We start from the raw sequence: 21,264 nt of genomic DNA, 5'->3' as shown, positions 1-21,264 counted from the left end.
ACCTCGTCATCCGCCTCGTCGCGGTCGAAATTAAATGCACACCCGATCGACGATGCGCGTATGATGGTTTCGTTCGAGCCTCCGTTTGCTGTTTGACCGCTCGCCCTCCACCTGCCACCGTGTTGCGTCGCGCATTGCCTCGCGCGCAACGTTTGTCCCTTTCACCACGACCCGTCGCGCCATGCATCAGGCGATGCTGGCTGCCTACGCTCGTCCTTGCGAGTCGCCGAGAAGCGATCGCCAGGAGTTCATGATGAGCATGCATATCTACCGTGGATTCGAGATCTATCCACTGATTTACCCGCACGTGCCTGCGCTGGATGGCTTCCCGCACAACTACGAGGCCGGCTTCGATGCAGCGGTCAAGATTTGTCGTCGCGGCACCACCGACACGCTGACGCAGAGCCAGACTTTCAGGCTTCTCGGCGACGGCCCGTTCGACACTGCCGGTGACGCACGTCGTGCGTCACTGCGCTATGCCGAGAGCGTCATTGACGACAATCGCGAAAAGCTGGGCTTCTTTTCGAACGCCCTCTAGCACGACTCGCATGGCAACGTGACTTGCCATCAATTGGGAGGGCGAAATGATCGTCGACGAGCTTCTTGATCTGGTCAGGCGGTGCAAGGTCACTCGGAGCGACGCTGTCCTGCCCGCTGCGATGACCCATTCTGCGCGATGCCATCAACAAGAGCTGCAGATGTTCGCGGCGGTGCGCGCATTTTCAATCGGAGCCGGGTATTCGGAGTTCGAATCCGACGCGATAGCGAGCACCGTCATGACACGACTCGGCTAGTTTTTCCGTCGACCGTTTTCCAACAGGCGTTACATGACAACCATCACACTGAAGATCAACGAACCCATCGATGTCGCGCTGCGGCGATTCCGGCGCGGTATCGAGAAGACCGGGCTGATTCGCGAGTTGCGCAGTCGCACCAGCTACGAAAAGCCCACGACGGAGCGCAAGCGGAAAAAAGCCAGTGCCGTTGCCCGGCAGCGCTTGCGGGCGAAGCGCATGTTGCCGCCCCGCAAGATGTTCTAGAAGAACAGCGGGAACAACGTGCCGGCCGAGGGGGGCTTTGCGTCGCCATCCCGATCCCCGGCATGCGGTACGGCGGCCGGGCGACGCAGGCAGCATGCCGGCCGGCCGCCTCGCAGCGGCAAGAAGAATGATCGGTACGCCCGTCGCGCCGTGCAGCAAGCCAAGATGAAAATCATAATCAGAAGGCGGCAAACATGAGCTGGTACTGCGACGCGGAACGCGAGTTGGCCCATATCAGACGATCGGTCGGGCTGCTTGAGCAAGCGCAACACGCCTTCATCAACAGATCGTCCGTGAACGATCCCGCGTATTGGCGAGTCAAGCTCGACAAGCTCCGCACACAATCCGAGCGAAGCAAGGTCCTCGCAGTCCAGGTGGACGAGCTTCTGGTCCGTCTCGAACGCATTCAGGATTCGCGCTGCCGACAATAGGAACCTGCTCCTTCATCCTCATCGTGTTCCGGGTGCACGCGCATGGCAGGGAGCAGTCCACGGGAGTCGCATTCGAACTTCGGAGCAACACATGATTGACGCTAACCCAGGCAACACGTTTCGACACCTTCCACTCTCGCCCGAGCAAGACGCGGAAATCCGGCACTATATAAAGAAGAAGGCGCAAAAGGGCGAACAATGGGACACCCCCGAGTTGGCGATGATGCTCGCTGACATGCTTTCCCCACCGCCTAGCGACGACGAGCAGCCAGAGACTACCGTTGAAGAAGTGAAACTGGCCTGCGAATATGCATTGACTTCGATCGACGAAGCCATGGAACCCGTATCCGCAAGTGAAGAGCGACTCGCCGCAATGGAAGCCGAGGAAATGAAGCATCCCAGGCGGTAACGCAGCCACGATGCCCGACGCTCGAGCCACGGTTGCGCCACCGCCTTTTTGCCTTCAGCCAAATTGAGCGGCCAGCCATCCCTCCGCCCATTGCGTCGCATACGCAATCGCATCGTCGCGCGCATCGAAGCCGGCCAGATCGCCGCAGGAATGCACCTCTCTCTCACCTCCGTCCAGCAGCGTCGTGGTAATGCTCGCATGTGCGATGTACTCTCCATCGGCCCTGCGGGGCGGCGGATCGATCCGGAAGCGTGTCGTATTGAAGCGCATTGGCTCCTCCCTGTCTGGTTGTCGCGAGCGGGGCTTCTGCGGGGGCCGCGCGAGCAGAAGCGTCCGCCGTCGGGAAGTGCCGCGATCCGGCCGGCTTCATCATCCCGCCGTGGTCGCGCACGACTCGATCAAGTCGATGACTTCATCGGCAATGCGAACCGTTGGACCTCGTCGCGATGAAAATGGAAGAAACAACTCTGCTCATGAGTATTGATCACCGTTCGATACCCTATTACCTGATCCTCCGCGGTGGCTGGTCGACCTGTGTGCTGAACGCGGACCGTGTCGTGCTTCGCCGTGAAGCCAGTCCGCTGTTGCGTGCCTTTGCGCGAACTCACGGAGAATGGGCAAGTATTGACGACGTCGCATGGAACACCTTCTCCGATGCTGAAGGCCTTTCACTGATCGAGCGACGGGAGACGCGATGCTATGCGCTGGTCAAGGGAACGGAAACCGAGCACCAGTTGCGATTGTTGACGACCCTCTGACGTCAAGGTGCGGGTGAGTCTCGCACGGTCCGACGAACGGGAAGGCTGAAGTTCAGTGCCGTGTGCGGTATGGTCGTCGGGGTCTCGAGTATGCTCGCCGACGGTCGGGCAAATTCCCCTATAAACACCACGTTTCCAGCCGATTCATGGGCATGCCGGCAAGCGGCCTTCGACTCATGGCGCTATCCATGACGACGATGCCCCGTGCCGGACAGCATTGTTGCAGCACGTCGCGATATGCTGACGGGGTGGCAGGCTGGGTTCGCGCTGCGCCGAGGGCAGTCCGATTCGGCATGATGGGCGACGAAGTCAGCCTGCGAGGCCGCAGGAACGCGAATTGCACGGTGCTGGGCGTAGCCGAATTCGCGGCCGCGGAATCAAGCTGAAGCTGCGTCACTGGAGAAGTCGGTGAGCACCGAGAGAGAGCTTTTTGAACAATGGTGGTTCCGCGACACGCCGGTGGAATATCGCGCCGACCTGGCCTATCGCGTTCGGGACCAGGGCGGCTACGTCAGGGGAACACGTGCGGCGGCCGCCTGGGATGGATGGCAGGGGGCACGTCAGGGCCAGAACTGGATTCCGGCGGATCAGCACCGCCCGACGCGTCAGGATGCGGACTCGGCGTCTAATGTGTTGGCGTGGGATTCACGAGGATTTGCGGTCGTCGCTCGATTCGACGACGTCGCGCTGCTGCAGTCGGCGTACACGCACTGGATTCCTCTGCCGCCCGCGCCGAAGGATTAGCTGCGGCGTCACGACGCGAGGTCGCCGGTTACGGCGCAGCTTGCAGTGGCCCCATGTCGGCGGCCCGGCCAAATCGCATGAGCAGCCTCATCGGTTTCCCGGCCGCGGGCCATGCCCCCCGAGCCGATCCGCCGCGCCGCTCTCAGTCGAAATACGGTTCCAGCACCCGCTCGATCCAGTCCATGAACGCCCGAACGCGCGGCGACAGATTGCGCCGATGGGCCACGACGAGCCACGCGGCCAGCGGCTCCGGGCGCAGATCGGGCAGCACCTCCACCAGCGCGCCGCTTTCGATGTGAGCCGCGACCCCTGAATACCCGGCCTGGATCAAGCCGATGCCGGCCAGCCCGGCAGCGTGATAGGTCTGCACGCTGTTGACCTGCATCGCGCTCGGCAACGGCAGCGATGCATAGCCGTTGCCGTCCGGGTACTCCCATCCCGGATGACGCGCGCCGAGTGTCAGCGTGTAGTGGACCATCCGGTGTCCCTGGCCGAGCAGATCGTCGAGCGTATGCGGTACGCCGTATCGCGCCAGGTAGCCGGGGCTCGCCGCATTGATCATGCGCAGCCGGCCCAGCGGTCGCGCGATCAGCGTCTCGTCCACGATCGGGCCCAGACGGATCACGCAATCGAAGCCTTCCTGGACGAGATCGACACGCCGATCGGTGCTCGACAGCTCCAGTTCCAGCTCCGGATGCGCCGCCATCAGTTGCGGGAGTGCGGGAACCACGACACTGCGGGCCAGCTCGGTCGGCATGTCCACGCGCAATCTTCCCCGCAGTCGCGTGCCGTTGCCGGAGAACATCGATTGCAATTCCTGGACTTCGGCCAGCAGGTCCCGTGCGCGCGAATAGAACGCGCGTCCGTCCTCGGTCAGCTGCACGCTCCGCGTCGTCCGATGCAACAGTGCAACGCCCACGTCGCGCTCGAGTCGACGGATCACCATCGAGACACGTCCCTTCTGGATGCCCAGGCTTTCGGCCGCCCGCGTGAAGCTCGTCATTTCGGCGACACGGGCAAAGATCAACAGCGCATCGAGGTTTTGCATTGTTCACTCGGCGAGTAACAGAACGTTCAATCGGACGTCATTTATAACTCAATTGCGACTCAGTAGAGTGCTTTCCGATATCGTCTCCCGACGACCACCTGAACGAAAGGGCGCAACCATGACACAACACATCGCACCGGTTAAGACGGCCGTCGTCTACCACTCCGGCTATGGGCATACCCGGCGTATGGCAACGGCTGTCGCCGAGGGCGCGGGCGCCGTCCTCGTCGCAATCGACGCCGACGGAAACATCGCGCCGGACGCGTGGGACACGCTCGCGGGCGCCGACGCCATCCTGTTCGGCTCGCCGACCTACATGGGCGGCCCCAGCTGGCAGTTCAAGAAGTTCGCCGACGCATCGTCGAAGGCCTGGTTCGACGGCCGGTGGCGCAACAAGATCTTCGGCGGCTTCACCAATAGCGCGAGCGTCAACGGCGACAAGCTCAATACGCTCGAATACTTCGTGCTGCTCGCCGGGCAGCACGGCGGTGTCTGGGTGAGCATGGACATCAAGCCGGCGAACGTGAAGGCGTCGATGCGCGACGACCTGAATCGCATGGGCTCCTATCTCGCGCCGATGGCGCAGACGCCGGCCGACGCGTCGCCCGACGAGATGTCGCCCGGCGATCTCGAGACGGCACGCCGCTATGGCGCACGCGTCGCAACGATCGCCGGACAGTTTCGGGCAGGACACGCGCGCGAATCAGCTGACATCCCGGCGTGCGGGGCGCCTGACCGGACGCCACCGCATGCTTTCCAGCCGACCATGAGGAAACGGCCATGAAATACAAGCAACTGGGCCGCACCGGCCTGTATGTCTCCGAGCTGTGTCTCGGCACGATGACGCTGGGCGGCAATGCCGATGCCGGCATGTGGGCGTCGATCGGCGCGGTCGGCCAGGACGACGCGACCCGGCTGATTGCCCGCGCACTGGCCGAGGGCATCAACTTCATCGATACCGCCGACATCTATTCGTTCGGTCAATCGGAACGCCTCGTCGGACAGGCGCTCCGGGACCTCGGCGTCCCGCGCGGCGAGATCGTGCTGGCGACGAAGACGGCGGGCGTGATGGGCCCGAAGCCCAACGATCAGGGGGCGTCGCGCGGCCACATCATGGATTCCGTGCAGAGAAGCCTGGAACGGCTCCAGGTCGACCACATCGACCTCTACCAGATACACGCGAACGATCCCGTCACGCCGATCGAAGAGACGCTGCGGGCGCTCGACGATCTGACGCGGCAGGGGCTGGTTCGCCATGTCGGCGTCTCGAACTGGCGCGCCGGAAAGATCGGCAAGGCGCTCGGGCTCAGCCAGGCGCTCCATGCGACGCGCTTCGAGACGCTGCAGGCCTACTATTCGATCGCCGGACGCGACGTGGAGCACGAACTGGTGCCGCTCGCGATCGACGAGCAGATGGGCCTGCTCGTCTGGTCGCCGCTCGCCGGGGGACTGCTTTCGGGGAAGTTCGGCCCCGGGGCGCCGGCCGAGGCAGGCTCGCGGCGCAGCCATTTCGATTTTCCGCCGGTCGATCACGAGCGGGCCTGGCCGTGCGTTGCCGCGATGCGCGCTATCGCCGACGCGCGAGGTGTCTCGGTCGCGCGGATCGCGCTCGCGTGGTTGCTCGCCAAGCCGCATGTCACGAGCGTCATCATCGGCGCCAAACGGGTCGAACAGCTCGAAGACAATCTCGGCGCGGTCGAGGTCGCGCTGACCGGGGACGAACTCGCGCATCTTGATGCCGTCAGTGCGGTGCCTGCCGGCTATCCCGGCTGGATGATCGATCGTCAGGCGGCGGGCAGGCGGCCGCAGCCTTTCACGCGCGGCGCGTCGAAACAGGACCGGTGACGCCGCCTCACGCTGCCCGGCGATCGGCCCGCGCAATGCGGTCGCCGCGGCGGTAACGGCTAGAATTGCGGTTTTAGCCCGGAACACGTCCATGTCTTTTGCCTCGCTTGGCCTGATCGATCCCTTGCTGCGTAATCTGCAGGACCTCAATTACCAGACACCGACGCCGGTGCAGGCCAAGGCGATTCCCGCGGTGCTCGGTGGCAAGGACGTCATGGCTGCGGCGCAGACCGGCACCGGCAAGACGGCGGGTTTCGCGCTGCCGCTGTTGCAGCGGCTGGTGCAACACGGGCCGGCGGTGTCCAGCAACCGCGCGCGTGTCCTGGTGCTGGTGCCCACGCGTGAGCTGGCCGAACAGGTGCTGCAGAGCTTCATTGCGTACGGCAAGGGCCTCGATTTGCGGTTTCTGGCCGCCTACGGCGGTGTGAGCATCAACCCGCAGATGATGAAGCTGCGCAAGGGCGTGGATGTGCTCGTTGCCACGCCGGGCCGTCTGCTGGACCTCAACCGGCAGAACGCGGTGCAGTTCGATCAGGTGCAGGCGCTGGTGCTGGATGAAGCTGACCGGATGCTCGACCTGGGCTTTGCGCGCGAACTCGACGCCGTCTTTGCTGCATTGCCCGCCCGGCGCCAGACGCTGCTGTTCTCCGCCACGTTTACCGACGATATTCGCGCGATGGCGGCGACCATTCTGCACAGCCCGGTCGATATCAGCGTCAGCCCGCCCAACGTCACGGCCAGCAAGATCAAGCAGTGGGTGGTGCCGGTGGACAAGCGCAACAAGCCCGACCTCTTCATGCACCTGGTGGCCGAGAACAACTGGGACCACGCGCTGGTGTTCGTCAAGACCCGCAATGGCGTGGATTACCTGGCGGCGATGCTGGATGAAGCGGGCTACGCGGTCGACACCATCCACGGCGACAAGCCGCAGCCCGCGCGCCTGCGTGCGCTGGAGCGCTTCAAGACGGGCGAAGTGCAGATGCTGGTCGCGACCGATGTGGCGGCGCGCGGGCTGGATATCGACGACCTGCCGCTGGTGATCAACGTGGATCTGCCGATCGTGGCGCAAGACTACGTGCACCGTATTGGCCGTACCGGCCGCGCGGGAGCCAGCGGCGTGGCGGTGTCGCTGGTGTGTGCCGATGAAGCACCGCAGCTGGCCGCGATCGAAGCGCTGATCCGGCAGACGCTGCGCCGTGAAGAGGAGCCGGGTTTCGAAGCCGAACACCGCGTGCCGGAAACCAGCGCGACGGGGCAGATCATCAAGAAGCCCAAAAAGCCGAAGAAGCCCAAGGTGCCGCAGGGTGGGGCGGGTGCCATGCCGGCGGCCGGCAAGAAGCCGAAGCCGCAAGGTGGAGACGGCAAGCGCAAGGCCGAGGGGCGGCGTGCCGGCGCCCCGGGTAAGGGGGCCAGCGTGCTGAGCGGTAGTCCGTTCAGCGTGCAAAAGCCTCGCGGCAAACCCGCCGGCAAGGCGGCTGCGGCTTCACGCAAGCCGGCCGGGAAACCCGCTGGTGGTCGCGGCAAACGTCAACCCTGATCCCCGAGGATGGGGCGTGCCGGCCGCCGCTGCTCCGCCGGATCTTCCCGATCTTCGTCATGCATTCTGCAATCTTCGACGTTCAAGGCGGTTGCGCAACAGGCCCGCGATCAACGCGCTGATGATCAGGCACACGTAGAGGGTGACGAGGTGGTGACGCCACGCGTCAAGGGCGAGCTGGTGTGAAACCAGTTTCGGATCGGGGGACAGAAACAGGGCGCCCTTTGCCTCGACGACGCGCATCATATGGACAAAGCCTGCTGCGGAGAGCAATGGCAACAGGGCGACGAGTGCCAGCAGCGCGGGTTTGACGCGGCATGCCCACGGATGGTGACGCAAGCGGAACCACAGTCCGAGACATCCGTGTATCCAGCCGGGCGCGAGCAGTGCCAGTTGAAGGCCCTGTGTGCCGCTGGTGAGCAGCACGGTGACGACACGCACGTAGTCAGGCTCGAAGCCATAGAGCGAGGAGGCGAGCCGGGTTGTCACCGCGTGGCGGATCAGCAGCAGCGGCAGGCTGAGGCCTGCCCAGAGGCGGAGCCATTCGGCGGGCGGCAGTGCCCAGTGGCGACGCCCGTATATCGTGTGCAACGCCAACGCAAAATGAAGCGAAGCTGCACCGTACAGCACGAACGTCCCCGGTGCGCTGCGCCAGAGCCGCAACGCCAACACGAGACCGCGTCCGGCAAGTTCGAGTGACCAGATTCCGAGTGCGTGATTGATCAGGTGCAGAAAGAGATAGGTCAGCAGCACCACGCCCGATCCGAGTTGAAAACCGCGCAGCACGGATTGCATCCGGACTTTCGATTCACGGTGCGGTGTGCGCACCGGGGGCGATTCCTGTTTGGTATCCGATGCATGGGCCGTGTCGATGATGTCCATAGTGGTCACCCGGTTCGTGTTTCCTGCAATACCGTGAGCACACGACGGTTATTCCCGGATTCGACGGGGACTGCCGGGGGAAGGCAATCCGAGGGGCGACCGCGCTCGACGCGCGCGCACGTTGCAGCGGCGTTTGGCGAACGCTCAAACCGACTCATGAGCGGCGCTTTGCGAATGAGGCTCGACTTCTTCAGCCGCCATCGACGACGAATCTCGATCCGGCGGGATTTCTCGACCTTGATCGAAAGTTATTCGCAAGGCATGGGTTTGATTTCGGGCGATCAGGGTATTTTTGATTTTTGACGTCTGCGATTTTTGCCTGTCGCCAGTCGTCAAAAATATTCTTTCGACCGATCGCACGATCCGCTTCGATTTATTGCCGAACCATACCCTAAAAAATCCGGGCCATCCGATTTTGGCCGTGCCGACCCTGTCGGCGTCTGCGCCGGCACCGCCGGTTTGACGCTCAGCCCCGCCAGACGGCGTGACGCGAAGGAAGAGACGGGAGATCGCTCGGCAAACCGCGCAGATTTTCAGGCACTGATCGGTGCATCAATGCCCGATGCTGTCGGCGTTTCGTCTGAGAAAATCAATGCTCGATATTATCCAGAATGACCGGGAATTTGCCTATTCAGCATAGGAAAGTTTCGCAATATGCATTGCGAACTGCGACCCCTTTAGTATTTACTGCCGAAATGTAAAAAGACGTGACCCGTCAATAAGTGCCAGAATCCAAGTCAGAACAATCCCGCATACACCGTATCAGCAGAAATTGCGCCCGGTCCGACCCTTCTCTCAGCCCATTTAGCGCTCGTTACGTCCTTTGCATTTCGTAACAAGTCGGGTTGATTCGTCAGGGCTCGCTGTTTTAAATTTTGCCCGTCGCCCAGCAGCATCCGGCAGTCGGGCGACCTTTCAATCTGCAAGTCACGCATGCCGGATACCGGGTGGTCAGCCACCCGACACTGCAAGTCTGCACGCCGTGCGGGCTTGATCAAGTGGTCGAACTCGTGATGGGTATCGGTTCGACTGCATTCAGCCTGTTGCGACCCGACGCACCGGAATGGGCTCACCACGTTGTTCATGTCATGCCGAACTGGAGCCAGCTTGATAGCGGAATCCATGATCGAATTTTGATGTTTGCGTCGCAATCCTAAATGTGTATCGACGGAATTCACCCAGATTCACGACGGTACAACTTAACTTTGCGCACCGCGCCGATAAAGGACAGAAAATGGAATTCGTACGAATGGGAATCGTCTATGTTCATCTCATTGCCTGCTGTGTCGCGATTGGTCTCGTGCTGACCAGTGACATTGCGATGGTCAGGCAACTGCTGGATACCGACGCGCCTACCGATCCTGCCCAGGTTCATCTGGCCAGCCTGCAGCGCACCGTCACGTGGGCGCTGACGATTCTCTGGATCACCGGCATCGCGATCATTGCGTTCGATATGCGGACCCAGGGTCTCCGGTATCTCGGCAATCCCAAGCTGCAGGCCAAGATCGGCATCGTCGCGTTGCTGACCTTCAACGGTATCGCGTTGCACTCCGCGGTCCTGCCGGCATTGCGGAAAGCGGGATCCTTGCTGAAGCTTTCCTTCGAACGGCGCATGGTTGCCATTTTCGCGGGCGTGATTTCCGCCGTCTCGTGGTTCTATGCGGCAATGCTTGGCGTCGGGCGCCCGTTGAGCTGGAAGTATTCCCTGATCCAGATCCTGGCGGCTTACCCGGCACTGATCGCCGGTGGCATCGCCACCATGTTCTTCATCACGGCAGTGGCGAAATCCAGGACGTCCGTGGAACGACGCAATACCGAAAAGGTGGCGGCTTACTGATCGCCGCCCTCCGGGGGGATGCGCGCTGCTCTCAGCAGTGCGCATCCTCTCGTCGCACATGTCTGCGTGCTGGCCAGCGTTTAATTCCACGTGTTCGGCTGCACGCGAGCACGCGCCAGGCGCGCGTTGTCCCCATCCCCCTCCTCGAGCCGAGCCGGATCGTACGTGATCCGAAGCGTTGGTCGCCGGAAGAACGAACCGGTGACGCGATCAATGAAAGAAGAGCGCCCGCATGCCGAACGTGTGATGCGCCTCGGCCGCCATCAGCACCATGAGCACCAGCAGGCACAGCGGCGGTATCAGGATCGCGTACACCAGCGCCAGCCGCTCCCACATCATGTGCATGAAGATCGACACGATCAGCCCGGCCTTGGCGATCATGAGCACGACGATCAGCACCCAGCGCACCACGCCTTGCACCTTGAAGTAGTCGACCAGGTACGACAACGTGCTCAGGACGAACAGCAGGCCCCAGATTTTCAGGTAGATGCCGATCGGGTGCTGCTGGCCGTGCGCGGCGTCGGGTCGATCGGCGGGATCGGTGTGGTCCATGGCCTGCCTCACCACAAATAGAACAGCGCGAAGATGAACACCCACACCAGGTCGACGAAGTGCCAGTACAGGCCGGCGATCTCGACGATCTGGAAGTTGCCGTGCTCGGTGAACCCCGGCTGCAGGATCTTGCGTGCGATCAGCAGCAGGTAGATCACGCCGCAGGTCACGTGAAAGCCGTGGAACCCGGTGATCATGAAGAAGCATGCGCCGAACTGCGTGGCGCCCAGCGGGTTGCCCCACGGACGGATGCCTTCATGGAGGATCAGCTTGGTCCATTCGAAGGCCTGCATCGACACGAAGGTCACGCCGAGCAGCGCGGTCGCCAGCAACAACGCGGCGGCGCGCCGGGCATTGCGCCGATAGCCGAAATTCACGGCCATCGCCATGGTGCCGCTGCTGGTGATCAGCGTGAACGTCATGATCGCGATCAGCAGCAAGGGCACTTCGACGCCTGCCACGGTGAGCCCGAACACCTTGGACGGGTCGGGCCACGGCGCCGTGGTCGACATGCGCACCGACATGTAGCCGATCAGGAAGCTGCTGAACACGAAGGTGTCCGACAGCAGGAAGATCCACATCATCGCCTTGCCCCACGGCACCTTGAAGGCTTCGCGGTCGGCCGACCAGTCCGTGACGATGCCGCGCCAGCCGTCAGGCCCGGCGTCGGCGGGCGGGGTGGCGGCGGATTCGGGCGGGAGCGGGGGCGAGGTCATGGCGCGGCTCCATACAGCGGTCCGCAGATGGCGGCGACAACCGCGGGGGTGAGCCACCACATTGCCGCCAGCAGCACGAGCCAGACCGCCAGCAGGAAATGCCAGTAGAGGGCGCACAGAGAAATGGCGCGCTGCGCGCGGAACGGATCCGCACGCCGGCGTTGCGCGATCGTCACGGCCCAGGCCGCCAGCCCGCCCAGCACGTGCAGTCCGTGCAGGCCGGTGAGCAGGTAGAGGAAGCTGTTGGAAGGATTGACGGTGACCGTCTGCCCGGCCGCCGACAGCATGCGCCAGGCGGTCAGTTGCCCGATCACGAACACGGCGGCCAGCACGCCGCCGCCCACCAGCCACGCCACGCGATGCCCGGTCAGCTGCCGGGCACGCTGCATGGCGACGCTGGCCAGCGCGAGCGCGCCGGTGTTCCACCACAGCAGCGCCGGATGCGGGATCGGCTGCCAGTCGGGCTCGCGCATGCGCATGCCGTAGGCGAGCAGCAGCAATGAAAACAAGGCCGTTGCCACGGCCATGAACACGATCAGGCCGACGCGGCTCGCATTCGGCAAGACGGGCGGCGGCGTGTCGGGAACGAAGGCGCGCGGCAACGTGGTCATTTGCGTGCCTCGCCGGGTTGAAGCGTCGGGTGGGCCGGTTCCTGCTCCGGCGCCGTCGCGGGCGGCTGATTTTGCGGGACGAAGTCGTCCTCCTGTCCCGGCGGGCTGTATTCGTAGGCCCAACGGTAGACGACCGGCTGCGTGGCACCCCAGTTGCCGTGTACCGGCGGCGTTTGCGGCGTCTGCCATTCCAGCGTGGTGGCCCGCCACGGGTTGCCGTCGGCACGCTTGCCGCGCACGAGGCTCCACGCCAGGTTGTACAGGAACAGCAACTGTGCCACCCCCACGATCAGCGCGACGACGGTGATGAACGTGTTGAGCGTCTGCGCCGAATGCGGAATGAAGCTGTAGCCCTCGTACGCGTAATACCGCCGCGGCATGCCGAGGATGCCGAGATAGTGCATCGGGAAGTAGATCGCGTACGTGCCGAGGAAGGTGATCCAGAAGTGCGCGCGCCCGAGCCTGTCGTCGAGCATGCGGCCCGTCACCTTCGGATACCAGTGGTAAAGGCCGCCGAACACCACCAGGATCGGCGACACGGCCATCACCATATGGAAGTGCGCGACCACGAAGTACGTGTTCGACAGCGGAATGTCCACGCTCACGTTGCCGAGATAGAGCCCGGTCAGCCCGCCCAGCACGAAGGTGCTGATGAAGCCGATGGCAAACAGCATCGGCACGGTCAGGTGGATATCGCCGCGCCACAGCGTCAGCACCCAGTTGTAGACCTTGAGGGCGGTCGGGATGGCGATGATGAGCGTGGTGGTGGCAAAGAAGAAACCGAAGTACGGATCCATGCCGGCGACGAACATGTGGTGCGCCCAGACCACGAAGCTCAGTGCGCCGATGATGACGATGGCCCAGACCATCATCCGGTAGCCGAAGATGCTCTTGCGCGCGTGGGTGCTGATGAGGTCCGACGCGATGCCGAAGGCCGGCAGTGCGACGATGTAGACCTCCGGATGCCCGAAGAACCAGAACAGGTGCTGGAACAGCAGCGGGCTGCCGCCGGCGTGCTTGAGCGACTGCCCCATCGACACCACGGCCGGTATGAAGAAACTGGTGCCGAGCGTCCGGTCGAGCAGCATCATCACCGCCGACACGAACAGCGCCGGAAACGCCAGCAGCGCCATGATGGTCGCGATGAAGATGCCCCACACCGTAAGCGGCATGCGCATCAGCGTCATGCCGCGCGTGCGCGCCTGCAGCGTGGTGGTGACGTAGTTCAGGCCGCCCATGGTCGCCGCGACGATGAAGATCGCCAGCGACACGAGCATCAGCACGATGCCCCATTCGACGCCCGGCGTGCCGGGCAGGATGGCCTGGGGCGGATACAGCGTCCAGCCCGCGCCGGTCGGCCCGCCCGGCACGAAGAAGCTCGCCGCCAGCACCAGCACGGCCACCAGGTAGACCCAGTAGCTCAGCATGTTGAGAAACGGGAACACCATGTCGCGCGCGCCCAGCATCAGCGGGATCAGGTAGTTGCCGAAGCCGCCCAGGAACAGCGCGGTCAGCAGGTAGATCACCATGATCATCCCGTGCATGGTGACGAACTGGTAATAGTGGTTGGCGTCGATGAAGCTGAACTTGCCGGGAAAGCCGAGCTGCAACCGCATCAGGTCCGACAGGACGAGGCCGACCAGGCCGATGGCGATGGCCGTCAGCGCATACTGCACGGCGATGACCTTGTGGTCCTGGCTCCAGACATAGCGCGTCCAGAAACTTTTCGGGGTGTGGTCGAGGTGCGCGTAGGGCATTGCGTCTGCTCCGCTAGGGTTGGCGGTTGGCCGTGCTGCCGGCAGCCGGGCCGCCTTGCGATTCGATGTAGGTCACCAGCGCGGTCAGCTCCTGATCGCTCAGGTCGAAATGCGGCATGATGGGTGAATAGCCCTTCACGACGCGGGCCGCCGGATCGCGGATGAAGGCGCGCAGATAGGCCTCGTCCACCTTCGCGGTGCTGCCGTCGGCCATCGTTTCGGTCTTGCCGTACAGGCCTTTCCACGTGGGGCCCACGCGCGGGCTGCCGTCCACGGTATGGCAGGCGAAACAGCCCTTGGCCGCGGCGAGCGCCTTGCCCTGGTCGGCAAGCGCCTGGGCGCTGCCGCCTGGCGTTGCCGCCGCGGCCTGCACCTTGGCCTGCTGCCGCTGCGCGAAGGTGGTCTGCTGCGCGAGCCAGCGCGAGAACGAGGCTTCGTCTTCCACCACCACCACGCCGCGCATGCTGGCGTGCCCGATCCCGCAGAGCTGCGCGCACAGGATGTCGTAACGTCCCGCCTTGGTCGGCGTGAACCAGAAGGTCGTCACCATGCCGGGCACCATGTTCATGCGCGCACGGAACGGCGGTACATAGAAGTCGTGCAGCACGTCGAGCGATCGTGTCAGGACCTGGATCGGCCGGTTCAGCGGCAGGTGGACCTCGGGCGTTTCGATCAGGTGGTTGTCGCGGCCGTTGGGGTCGGCGGGGTTCAGGCCGAACGGGTTGTCGCTGCTGACGAAGCGCACGTCCGTCGTGCCCAGCTTGCCGCCGGGGCCGGCGAAGCGGAAGCGCCATTGCCATTGCCGGCCGAGCACCTCCATCTGCAGCACGTTGTGCGGCGGCCGGATGTAGTCCGCGTAGACGAACAGACCGGGTGCCAGCAACGCCGCCACGCCGACGGCGGTCAGGCCGATCAGCCACCATTCGAGCCGCCTGTTGTGCGGCTCGTAGGCCGCGCGATGCCCGCCGCGATGGCGGTAGCGCATCAGCGCGATCGCGATGAACAGGTTGATGGCGATGAAGAATGCGCCGGTGATGACGAGCGTGATCGTCAGCATGTCGTCCATGCGCACCCAGTTCGACGCGATCGGCGTGATCCACCAGGGACTGGCAAAGTGAAACCCCACCGCCAATGCGATGATCACGATCAGGGCAATCGCAAGCACCATGAGCCGCCTCGCCGCGCGTCACTCGCCGGAGCCGCCAACCGGCGCTCCTGGCATCGTCGTGCCGCCTTGCCGCATTTCGTGTGATTGTTTGCCGGCAATGCACCAGGACCGATTCGCCAAGCGTCGTCGGCGGCGCTAAAGAAAAGGTAGTCTGCTCCCTTGCATCGTGCAAGGCGGCGCAACGGGAAGGAGCGAAGCACCCCATACCCGCATCGCACCACTGACGGCGCCGCCTGCCGCGACGACAAGCAAAACGGCCGCCTCCGGCATGGGTTGTCGAGGCAGCCGTCTCGCGCGGCGCGAAGCAACGGCACGTCAGTGCATCGCGTTCCGCTTGCGCCGTTCGAGCATGCCGTAGACGACGGCGGTGACCACGCCGAACAGCAGGTTGGCCAGCAACGGTCCGGATCCCCGCTCCGAGATGAACCATGGGAACACGGCGGTCATCACGTAGAAGTTCCATACGTACGCGACGATCCCGAAAGCCAGCCCGATGACGGCCTCCATGCCGACGCTCGAATCGAAGCGGAACGGCGCCATGATCGCGGCGAGGATCATCCCCATGATGGCGCCGAGCACGTAGTGCAACAGCAGTGCCATTCCCACGATGCTGAAGCTGAACACCGACATCTGTTCGAGCGCGCCACGGCCCATCACCATCGCCGCGATCTTGTGGGTCGGCTGCCACGGACTTTCATCGAGCACCATGGTCGACCAGAAGAATTCGAGCACGATCACCAGGGCGCCGCCCGCAAGCCCGGCCACGGCCGCGGCGAGCCAGTCCGGCATGCGCCGTTGCCAATGGTGCGATTGAATGTGCAGTTCCATACGACCTCCTTGCTGACGGTTCAGCTTCGGCACTCGGGTTCAGCACGCGCCACGCGCGTCGGAAATTCGTCGGCTATTCGATTCAGAATGGCAGATATGGGGGGCAACGCAAGGTGCAAAAACCCTGCGCGTCGTATGGCAGTTCGGCGTTCCGTTCTGGATCAGCGTGCGGCGGGTGTCGGCGGCGCGACAGGGGAACGGAGGCCGTGGCGTTGCGCGGTCACGGGCATCTGACTGGATGCAACGCCAAAAGGACAGGGAGGCCGTCACGAATGGTCCTCGTGCCGGCGTGCCAGGGTAAAGTAAGTACTCCGACAAATCTTCAGTGTGGACGGATGCCGATTTCACCCTTGCCTGCTGCCGACCCGCTCGATGCGGGGCGGCCCCAGGCGCCGTGCATGCCGGTTTCCGCGTGTCAGGGAAAAACCGGTGACGTAGGCTCGCCGCCCTCCAGATCCGCCTTCGGAAAATGCTGGGCGATCATCTGCTCGATTTCCTGCTCTCGCAATGCCGGCACGTCGGCCATGATCAGGATCTGGCCTTCCTTGATCGCCTCCCGAAATCGCTCGAGTCGCGCGTTCGGCTCGGCGATGCCGATCATCGCGGCCGTCCACGCCCCGAAGCCCGCACCCGCCACCGTCAATGCGACGACGGCGCCGCCTGCGATCACGAGCTCGGCAGGCGGGAACACAAGCGCGATGAGGCCGATCAGCGCGCCCGTCGCGCCGCCGAGTGCGACGCCACGCTCCAGCGCGTGCACGACATCGCTGCTTTGCAGCAAGGACGCTTCGGGTAACTCTTCGAGCGTGACACTGTGGTTGGCGAGGACATGGATATGGCGCCAGATGATGCGCGCGCGCAGCAAGTCATCCACGATCGCCTTCGCCATCTGCGTGTCGGGTACGAGGAAATAGAGGCGCCTCATGTCGGCCCCCTTTTTCAGTCAGGAATAGCTTCTATTTTATGTCAGCATCGGCGGCGCGCTACGTGAGCGTATGTGCGCGTATGTGCGTCACAGGCATATGGACGGGGCGGACCTTCGCGCGCCACGGCGAGCTTGAACCTTGCTGTCTGACGCGCGATTGTCGCGGCAGTGCAGTCGTTCAACATGCGGGTGCGCTTGAAGAAGGGGCGAACGCGGAGATCAGAGGAAATCCACGCGGAACCCTTGCTTGTCCGGGCCGTCGCACCGCCGCTCGCCGCGAGCGCTGAATGTTCGCCGCGGCCCGCCCGCCGGCAATCAGGCTTGCCTGACGCCGGAGTGGACCGCGGCGTCTTCCGCGTCGTGCGTCCCCGGCGCGACTTCCTCCAGCGCCTGCCGTCCGGTTTCGACGCGCAGCAGCCCGATCGCGACACACAGCACGCCGAGCGTCGCGCTGACCATCGCGATCACGCCCGATACGCCGAACGCCTGGTAAAGCGCCAGGGCCAGCGCTGGCGTGCCGATCGACGACATCCGTCCGCACATTCCCGCGACACCGGTGCCGCGCAGCCGCACTTCGGTCGGGAACAGTTCGGGAATGTAGCCGAACAGCCCGAGCGTCGTGATCGTGTAGATCGCGCTGACGAGACAGAAGCCGACCACGATGATCGCGGTGGTATCTCGCAGCGACACATACAGCCAGCCGAGCGCGATGCTGAGAATCGACGCGATCACGATGCCCTTGGCCCGCCCGATCCGATCCGCGATCAGATAGCCGATCAACCCGCCGACCGGCGAGCCGATCGACATCAGGAACACGAACCCGAGCGACTTGACGACGGACAATCCCTCCGTGACGAAGAACGTCGGCAGCCACGCAATGAAGCCGTAGAGCCCGACGTTCACACCGATCGCGGTCAACGCCGCGACGATCGTCCGGCCCCGCATCCCCTTCGAAAACAGCACGCCGAGCGGCACCTTGCCGACATGCAGGTCGACGGTGCGCCGCACGGGCGGCAGCGTGCCGACCTGCCGGCCGACCTCCTGCTCGATCGCGGCGAGCGTCGCCTCGGCCTCGTCGAGCCGCCCGACCGATTCGAGCCAGCGCGGCGACTCCGGCATCCGTTTGCGCATGAACCAGACGACCAGCGCGCCGACGCCAGCCAACGCGAACATGTACCGCCAGCCGAGATAGGGAATGATCCAGTACCCCGCGGCCAGCGCCGCGAAGAGCCCGCTGTTGGTGATGATCGCGAGCAGCGACACCCACTTGCCGCGCGTCTCGGGCGGCACGAACTCGGCGAGCGTCCCGGCCGCAACGACCAGTTCCGCGCCCAGCCCGATCCCCATGATGAAACGCAGCACGATCAGCCATTCGATATCGGGCGCGAAACATGCGGCGATTGAAGCCAGCCCGAACACCGCCAGATTGAGCTGATACGAATAGCGCCGCCCGAGCCGGTCGCCGACGTAACCCGCGACGAACGCCCCGATCATCATCCCGACGAACGTCGACGACACGAACATCGCGCCATGTCGCAGGTCGGTGAATCCCTCCTTGACCATCGCCGCGACCGAGCCGTTGGCGAGATAGATATCGAACGCGTCGAGGAACGCGCCGCCGGCGATCAGTCCGAGAATCTTCCAGTGAAACCTTGAAATCGGCAGCCGGTCGAGCCGGCCGGCGGCATTGACGGTGTTCGCCATGATGTCTCCAGTCATGTGGCGCTCTCGCGTCCGTGGCCGGACGCGGAGACGCTTCGAAACGTGGGTGAGGGGCGCGCTTCGATCAGCGCGGCAAGGCCCGGTCAGACGGCACCGGATGCGTGCAACGTGTGAATCTGTTCATCGGCATAGCCGAGCTCGCGCAGCACGGCGTCGGTATGCTGGCCGAGCGCCGGCACCGGGTCCATGCGCGGATCGTCGCCCGGCGCGACGCCGGGCGGCAGCAGGGCGGGAATCTCGCCGGCGGGCGTGTCGACCCGCGTCCAGCGATGCCGCGCGGCGAGTTGCGCATGCGTCCAGACGCCGTGCATGTCGTTCATCCGCGCGTTCGCGATGCCGGCCTGCTCGAGCCGGTCGATCACGTCGGCGGACGTCAGCGTCGAGAACGCATGGACGATGATGGCCGCAAGTGCGTCGCGATTCGCGACGCGGCGGCTGTTCGACCCGAAGCGCTCGTCGGCCGCCAGCTCGGGCATGCCGATCACGGTCTCGCAAAAGCGCTTCCATTCGCGCTCGTTCTGCAGGCCCAGCATCACGGTGTTGCCGTCGCCGACCCTGAACGGGCCGTACGGAAAGATCGTCGCGTGCGATGCGCCGGCCTGCCGCGGCGGCGACTGGCCGTCGATCGCGTAGTAGAGCGGATAGCTCATCCACTCGACCATGCTTTCGAGCATCGACACGTCGATGTGCCGGCCGCGCCCGGTGCGTCCGCGCTCGATCAGCGCGGCGAGGATGTTCGTATATGCATACATGCCGGCGGCGATATCGGCGATCGAGCAGCCGGCCTTGGCCGGCTCGCCGTCGGCGCCGGTAATGCTGAGGAATCCGGATTCACTTTGAATCAGCAGGTCGTACGCCTTCTTGTCGCGGAACGGCCCGTCGAGCCCGTAGCCGGAAATGTCGCAGACGATCAGCCGCGGATAGCGCTCGCGCAGCGTGTCGTAGTCGAGACCCAGCCGCTGCGTCGCGCCGGGTGCGAGGTTCTGCACGAACACGTCGGCATCCGCGAGCAGCTTGTGCACGACCTCGAGCGCCGCGGGCTGCTTGACGTCGAGCGTGAGGCTTTCCTTCGAGCGGTTGGTCCACACGAAGTGCGACGCGAGCCCCGACACGCGTTCGTCGTAGCCGCGCGCGAAATCGCCGACGCCCGGCCGTTCGACCTTGATCACGCGCGCGCCGAGATCGGCGAGCTGGCGCGTGCAGAACGGCGCGGCGATCGCATGCTCGAACGTGACGACCTTGATGCCTTCCAGTGGGCGCATGTTCGTCACTCCCGTCAGAACGAACGCGGCAGGCCGAGGATGTGCTCGGCGACGTACGACAGGATCAGGTTCGTCGAGATCGGCGCGACCTGGTACAGGCGCGTTTCGCGGAACTTGCGCTCGACGTCGTATTCGCACGCGAAGCCGAAGCCGCCATGGAACTGCAGGCACGCGTTCGCGGCTTCCCACGACGCATCGGCCGCGAGCAGCTTCGCCATGTTCGCCTGCGCGCCGCACGTCTCGTGCGCGTCGAACCGGCGCGCGGCCTCGAAGCGCATCAGGCTCGCCGCCTCGACGTTGACGAACGAGCGGGCGATCGGGAACTGCACGCCCTGGTTCTGGCCGATCGGGCGGCCGAACACGACGCGATCCTTCACGTACTGCGACACCTTGTCGACGAACCAGTAGCCGTCGCCGATGCATTCGGCCGCGATCAGCGTGCGCTCGGCGTTCAGTCCGTCGAGGATGTACCTGAAGCCGCGACCTTCCTCGCCGATCAGGTTCTCGGCGGGAATCTCGAGGTTGTCGAAGAACAGCTCGTTGGTCTCGTGGTTCACCATGTTCGGGATCGGGCGCACCGTCATCCCGTTGCCGATCGCGTGATGCAGGTCGACGATGAAGATCGACATTCCTTCCGACTTCTTCTGCACGTCCGACAGCGGCGTGGTGCGCGCGAGCAGGATCATCAGGTCGGAGTGCTGCACGCGCGAGATCCACACCTTCTGGCCATTGATCACGTAGCGATCGCCCTTGCGTACCGCCGTCGTCTTGATTTTGGTCGTGTCGGTGCCGGTGGTCGGTTCGGTCACGCCCATCGACTGCAGGCGCAACTCGCCGCTCGCGATCTTCGGCAGATAGCGCTGCTTCTGCTCGGTCGAGCCGTGGCGCAGCAGCGTGCCCATGTTGTACATCTGGCCGTGACACGCGCCGGAGTTGCCGCCCGCACGGTTGATTTCCTCCATGATCACCGATGCCTCGGTCAAGCCGAGGCCCGAGCCGCCGTATTCCTGCGGAATCAGCGCGGCGAGCCAGCCGGCTTTCGTCAGCGCATCGACGAACGCTTCGGGATAGCCGCGTTCCTCGTCGATCTTGCGGAAATATTCGGCGGAAAATTCGCCGCACAGGTCGCGAACGGCTTCGCGAATGTCTTGGTACGCGTCGGTCGGATTCATGTTTCGTATCGGGGAATGCC

The 21,264-nt window shown here is 64.1% G+C and carries 25 protein-coding genes and 1 pseudogene; 12 read left to right on the top strand and 14 right to left on the bottom strand.

All coding sequences use genetic code 11. The annotated features are described in order from the left end of the window. The first annotated feature begins 253 nt into the window (after positions 1-253). From U4Y91_RS26485 to U4Y91_RS26465, 5 genes are all read left to right on the top strand, one after another. Complete coding sequence (locus tag U4Y91_RS26485; protein WP_321807589.1) at positions 254-538, top strand: hypothetical protein; 285 nt, start codon at positions 254-256, stop codon at positions 536-538. 46 nt (positions 539-584) lie between these two features. Further along, positions 585-794 (top strand): hypothetical protein, encoded by a 210-nt coding sequence (locus U4Y91_RS26480; RefSeq protein WP_321807561.1) that lies wholly within the window; start codon positions 585-587, stop codon positions 792-794. A gap of 33 nt (positions 795-827) precedes the next feature. Continuing rightward, positions 828-1,040 (top strand): 30S ribosomal protein S21, encoded by a 213-nt coding sequence (rpsU, locus tag U4Y91_RS26475; RefSeq protein ID WP_321807560.1) that lies wholly within the window; start codon positions 828-830, stop codon positions 1,038-1,040. Positions 1,041-1,234: 194 nt separating this feature from the next. Then, entirely contained in the window at positions 1,235-1,471 is a 237-nt protein-coding gene (locus U4Y91_RS26470) for a hypothetical protein (protein WP_321807559.1), read from the top strand. 91 nt (positions 1,472-1,562) lie between these two features. Continuing rightward, positions 1,563-1,880, top strand: coding sequence for a hypothetical protein (locus U4Y91_RS26465; RefSeq protein ID WP_321807558.1), 318 nt, complete (start codon positions 1,563-1,565; stop codon positions 1,878-1,880). A 54-nt stretch (positions 1,881-1,934) separates the two neighbouring features. Here the strand turns inward: U4Y91_RS26465 and U4Y91_RS26460 are convergent, their stop codons facing one another. Then, a complete protein-coding gene (locus U4Y91_RS26460; protein ID WP_321807557.1) occupies positions 1,935-2,150 on the bottom strand; it encodes a hypothetical protein in 216 nt (71 codons plus the stop codon). A gap of 176 nt (positions 2,151-2,326) precedes the next feature. Between U4Y91_RS26460 and U4Y91_RS26455 the strand changes: the two genes are divergently transcribed. Together U4Y91_RS26455 and U4Y91_RS26450 are read left to right on the top strand one after the other, a co-directional pair. Then, positions 2,327-2,638: a hypothetical protein gene (locus tag U4Y91_RS26455; RefSeq protein WP_415750500.1), complete on the top strand. Its 312-nt coding sequence runs from the start codon at positions 2,327-2,329 to the stop codon at positions 2,636-2,638. 408 nt (positions 2,639-3,046) lie between these two features. Then, a complete protein-coding gene (locus tag U4Y91_RS26450) occupies positions 3,047-3,382 on the top strand; it encodes a hypothetical protein (protein WP_124920949.1) in 336 nt (111 codons plus the stop codon). 142 nt (positions 3,383-3,524) lie between these two features. Here U4Y91_RS26450 and U4Y91_RS26445 read toward each other — a convergent pair whose 3' ends face one another. Further along, on the bottom strand, positions 3,525-4,430 hold the full coding sequence (locus tag U4Y91_RS26445; protein ID WP_321807556.1) for a LysR family transcriptional regulator: 906 nt from the start codon (positions 4,428-4,430) through the stop codon (positions 3,525-3,527). A gap of 118 nt (positions 4,431-4,548) precedes the next feature. Here U4Y91_RS26445 and U4Y91_RS26440 point away from each other — a divergent pair. From U4Y91_RS26440 to U4Y91_RS26430, 3 genes and pseudogenes are all read left to right on the top strand, one after another. Further along, a pseudogene (locus U4Y91_RS26440) lies at positions 4,549-5,130 on the top strand (flavodoxin family protein); the annotation flags it as partial. An 80-nt stretch (positions 5,131-5,210) separates the two neighbouring features. After that, positions 5,211-6,275 (top strand): aldo/keto reductase, encoded by a 1,065-nt coding sequence (locus U4Y91_RS26435; protein ID WP_321807555.1) that lies wholly within the window; start codon positions 5,211-5,213, stop codon positions 6,273-6,275. A gap of 91 nt (positions 6,276-6,366) precedes the next feature. Then, entirely contained in the window at positions 6,367-7,812 is a 1,446-nt protein-coding gene (locus tag U4Y91_RS26430) for a DEAD/DEAH box helicase (RefSeq protein ID WP_321807554.1), read from the top strand. 57 nt (positions 7,813-7,869) lie between these two features. Here U4Y91_RS26430 and U4Y91_RS26425 read toward each other — a convergent pair whose 3' ends face one another. After that, the gene (locus U4Y91_RS26425) at positions 7,870-8,607 is read right to left on the bottom strand and encodes a hypothetical protein (protein WP_321807587.1); all 738 of its coding nucleotides are present in this window, start codon (positions 8,605-8,607) and stop codon (positions 7,870-7,872) included. Between the two features lie 402 nt (positions 8,608-9,009). On the opposite strand from U4Y91_RS26425, the gene U4Y91_RS26420 reads away from it, so the two are divergent. Beyond that, on the top strand, positions 9,010-9,309 hold the full coding sequence (locus tag U4Y91_RS26420; protein ID WP_321807553.1) for a hypothetical protein: 300 nt from the start codon (positions 9,010-9,012) through the stop codon (positions 9,307-9,309). Positions 9,310-9,431: 122 nt separating this feature from the next. Here the strand turns inward: U4Y91_RS26420 and U4Y91_RS26415 are convergent, their stop codons facing one another. Further along, the gene (locus U4Y91_RS26415) at positions 9,432-9,818 is read right to left on the bottom strand and encodes a hypothetical protein (protein ID WP_321807552.1); all 387 of its coding nucleotides are present in this window, start codon (positions 9,816-9,818) and stop codon (positions 9,432-9,434) included. A 110-nt stretch (positions 9,819-9,928) separates the two neighbouring features. Here U4Y91_RS26415 and U4Y91_RS26410 point away from each other — a divergent pair, with 110 nt between their 5' ends. Further along, positions 9,929-10,531 carry a hypothetical protein gene (locus U4Y91_RS26410; protein ID WP_321807551.1) on the top strand — a complete coding sequence of 201 codons (603 nt, stop codon included), beginning with the start codon at positions 9,929-9,931 and terminating at the stop codon, positions 10,529-10,531. A 210-nt stretch (positions 10,532-10,741) separates the two neighbouring features. Here U4Y91_RS26410 and U4Y91_RS26405 read toward each other — a convergent pair whose 3' ends face one another. The 10 genes from U4Y91_RS26405 to U4Y91_RS26360 all read right to left on the bottom strand — a co-directional run bounded on the left by U4Y91_RS26405 (position 10,742) and on the right by U4Y91_RS26360 (position 21,244). Then, the gene (locus U4Y91_RS26405; protein WP_044846931.1) at positions 10,742-11,083 is read right to left on the bottom strand and encodes a cytochrome C oxidase subunit IV family protein; all 342 of its coding nucleotides are present in this window, start codon (positions 11,081-11,083) and stop codon (positions 10,742-10,744) included. A gap of 8 nt (positions 11,084-11,091) precedes the next feature. Further along, positions 11,092-11,799, bottom strand: coding sequence for a heme-copper oxidase subunit III family protein (locus U4Y91_RS26400; protein WP_321807550.1), 708 nt, complete (start codon positions 11,797-11,799; stop codon positions 11,092-11,094). After that, on the bottom strand, positions 11,796-12,410 hold the full coding sequence (locus U4Y91_RS26395) for a cytochrome c oxidase subunit 3 (protein WP_321807549.1): 615 nt from the start codon (positions 12,408-12,410) through the stop codon (positions 11,796-11,798). Before U4Y91_RS26395 ends, U4Y91_RS26400 begins: the two co-directional genes overlap by 4 nt. After that, on the bottom strand, positions 12,407-14,167 hold the full coding sequence (ctaD, locus tag U4Y91_RS26390) for a cytochrome c oxidase subunit I (RefSeq protein WP_321807548.1): 1,761 nt from the start codon (positions 14,165-14,167) through the stop codon (positions 12,407-12,409). The genes U4Y91_RS26395 and ctaD overlap by 4 nt, the downstream gene beginning before the upstream one ends. 13 nt (positions 14,168-14,180) lie before the next feature. Further along, positions 14,181-15,335 carry a c-type cytochrome gene (locus U4Y91_RS26385; protein WP_321807547.1) on the bottom strand — a complete coding sequence of 385 codons (1,155 nt, stop codon included), beginning with the start codon at positions 15,333-15,335 and terminating at the stop codon, positions 14,181-14,183. A gap of 315 nt (positions 15,336-15,650) precedes the next feature. Beyond that, on the bottom strand, positions 15,651-16,163 hold the full coding sequence (locus U4Y91_RS26380) for a hypothetical protein (RefSeq protein ID WP_321807586.1): 513 nt from the start codon (positions 16,161-16,163) through the stop codon (positions 15,651-15,653). 415 nt (positions 16,164-16,578) lie between these two features. Beyond that, a complete protein-coding gene (locus tag U4Y91_RS26375; protein ID WP_321807546.1) occupies positions 16,579-17,088 on the bottom strand; it encodes a DUF1269 domain-containing protein in 510 nt (169 codons plus the stop codon). A 315-nt stretch (positions 17,089-17,403) separates the two neighbouring features. Then, a complete protein-coding gene (locus tag U4Y91_RS26370; protein WP_321807585.1) occupies positions 17,404-18,792 on the bottom strand; it encodes an MFS transporter in 1,389 nt (462 codons plus the stop codon). 101 nt (positions 18,793-18,893) lie between these two features. Continuing rightward, positions 18,894-20,072, bottom strand: a complete 1,179-nt coding sequence (locus tag U4Y91_RS26365) for a CaiB/BaiF CoA-transferase family protein (protein ID WP_321807545.1) — start codon at positions 20,070-20,072, stop codon at positions 18,894-18,896. A 14-nt stretch (positions 20,073-20,086) separates the two neighbouring features. Continuing rightward, positions 20,087-21,244 (bottom strand): acyl-CoA dehydrogenase family protein, encoded by a 1,158-nt coding sequence (locus U4Y91_RS26360; protein WP_321807544.1) that lies wholly within the window; start codon positions 21,242-21,244, stop codon positions 20,087-20,089. Between the last annotated feature and the right edge of the window lie 20 nt (positions 21,245-21,264).

This window comes from Burkholderia sp. BCC1993 (assembly GCF_905339865.1).
In the GTDB taxonomy this organism is placed as follows: Bacteria; Pseudomonadota; Gammaproteobacteria; order Burkholderiales; family Burkholderiaceae; genus Burkholderia.
This window is presented reverse-complemented; position numbering and strand designations above follow the sequence as displayed.

Coding starts and splice junctions, on each gene's coding strand:
- U4Y91_RS26455 (WP_415750500.1), top strand. CDS start 2,327: ATGAAAATGGAAGAAACAACTCTGCTCATGAGTATTGATCACCGTTCG.
- U4Y91_RS26485 (WP_321807589.1), top strand. CDS start 254: ATGAGCATGCATATCTACCGTGGATTCGAGATCTATCCACTGATTTAC.
- U4Y91_RS26415 (WP_321807552.1), bottom strand. CDS start 9,818: ATGGATTCCGCTATCAAGCTGGCTCCAGTTCGGCATGACATGAACAAC.
- U4Y91_RS26460 (WP_321807557.1), bottom strand. CDS start 2,150: ATGCGCTTCAATACGACACGCTTCCGGATCGATCCGCCGCCCCGCAGG.
- U4Y91_RS26380 (WP_321807586.1), bottom strand. CDS start 16,163: ATGGAACTGCACATTCAATCGCACCATTGGCAACGGCGCATGCCGGAC.
- U4Y91_RS26445 (WP_321807556.1), bottom strand. CDS start 4,430: ATGCAAAACCTCGATGCGCTGTTGATCTTTGCCCGTGTCGCCGAAATG.
- U4Y91_RS26410 (WP_321807551.1), top strand. CDS start 9,929: ATGGAATTCGTACGAATGGGAATCGTCTATGTTCATCTCATTGCCTGC.
- U4Y91_RS26430 (WP_321807554.1), top strand. CDS start 6,367: ATGTCTTTTGCCTCGCTTGGCCTGATCGATCCCTTGCTGCGTAATCTG.
- U4Y91_RS26425 (WP_321807587.1), bottom strand. CDS start 8,607: ATGCAATCCGTGCTGCGCGGTTTTCAACTCGGATCGGGCGTGGTGCTG.
- U4Y91_RS26470 (WP_321807559.1), top strand. CDS start 1,235: ATGAGCTGGTACTGCGACGCGGAACGCGAGTTGGCCCATATCAGACGA.
- U4Y91_RS26370 (WP_321807585.1), bottom strand. CDS start 18,792: ATGGCGAACACCGTCAATGCCGCCGGCCGGCTCGACCGGCTGCCGATT.
- U4Y91_RS26360 (WP_321807544.1), bottom strand. CDS start 21,244: ATGAATCCGACCGACGCGTACCAAGACATTCGCGAAGCCGTTCGCGAC.
- rpsU (WP_321807560.1), top strand. CDS start 828: ATGACAACCATCACACTGAAGATCAACGAACCCATCGATGTCGCGCTG.
- U4Y91_RS26395 (WP_321807549.1), bottom strand. CDS start 12,410: ATGACCACGTTGCCGCGCGCCTTCGTTCCCGACACGCCGCCGCCCGTC.
- U4Y91_RS26480 (WP_321807561.1), top strand. CDS start 585: ATGATCGTCGACGAGCTTCTTGATCTGGTCAGGCGGTGCAAGGTCACT.
- U4Y91_RS26365 (WP_321807545.1), bottom strand. CDS start 20,072: ATGCGCCCACTGGAAGGCATCAAGGTCGTCACGTTCGAGCATGCGATC.
- U4Y91_RS26375 (WP_321807546.1), bottom strand. CDS start 17,088: ATGAGGCGCCTCTATTTCCTCGTACCCGACACGCAGATGGCGAAGGCG.
- U4Y91_RS26465 (WP_321807558.1), top strand. CDS start 1,563: ATGATTGACGCTAACCCAGGCAACACGTTTCGACACCTTCCACTCTCG.
- U4Y91_RS26405 (WP_044846931.1), bottom strand. CDS start 11,083: ATGGACCACACCGATCCCGCCGATCGACCCGACGCCGCGCACGGCCAG.
- ctaD (WP_321807548.1), bottom strand. CDS start 14,167: ATGCCCTACGCGCACCTCGACCACACCCCGAAAAGTTTCTGGACGCGC.
- U4Y91_RS26385 (WP_321807547.1), bottom strand. CDS start 15,335: ATGGTGCTTGCGATTGCCCTGATCGTGATCATCGCATTGGCGGTGGGG.
- U4Y91_RS26400 (WP_321807550.1), bottom strand. CDS start 11,799: ATGACCTCGCCCCCGCTCCCGCCCGAATCCGCCGCCACCCCGCCCGCC.
- U4Y91_RS26435 (WP_321807555.1), top strand. CDS start 5,211: ATGAAATACAAGCAACTGGGCCGCACCGGCCTGTATGTCTCCGAGCTG.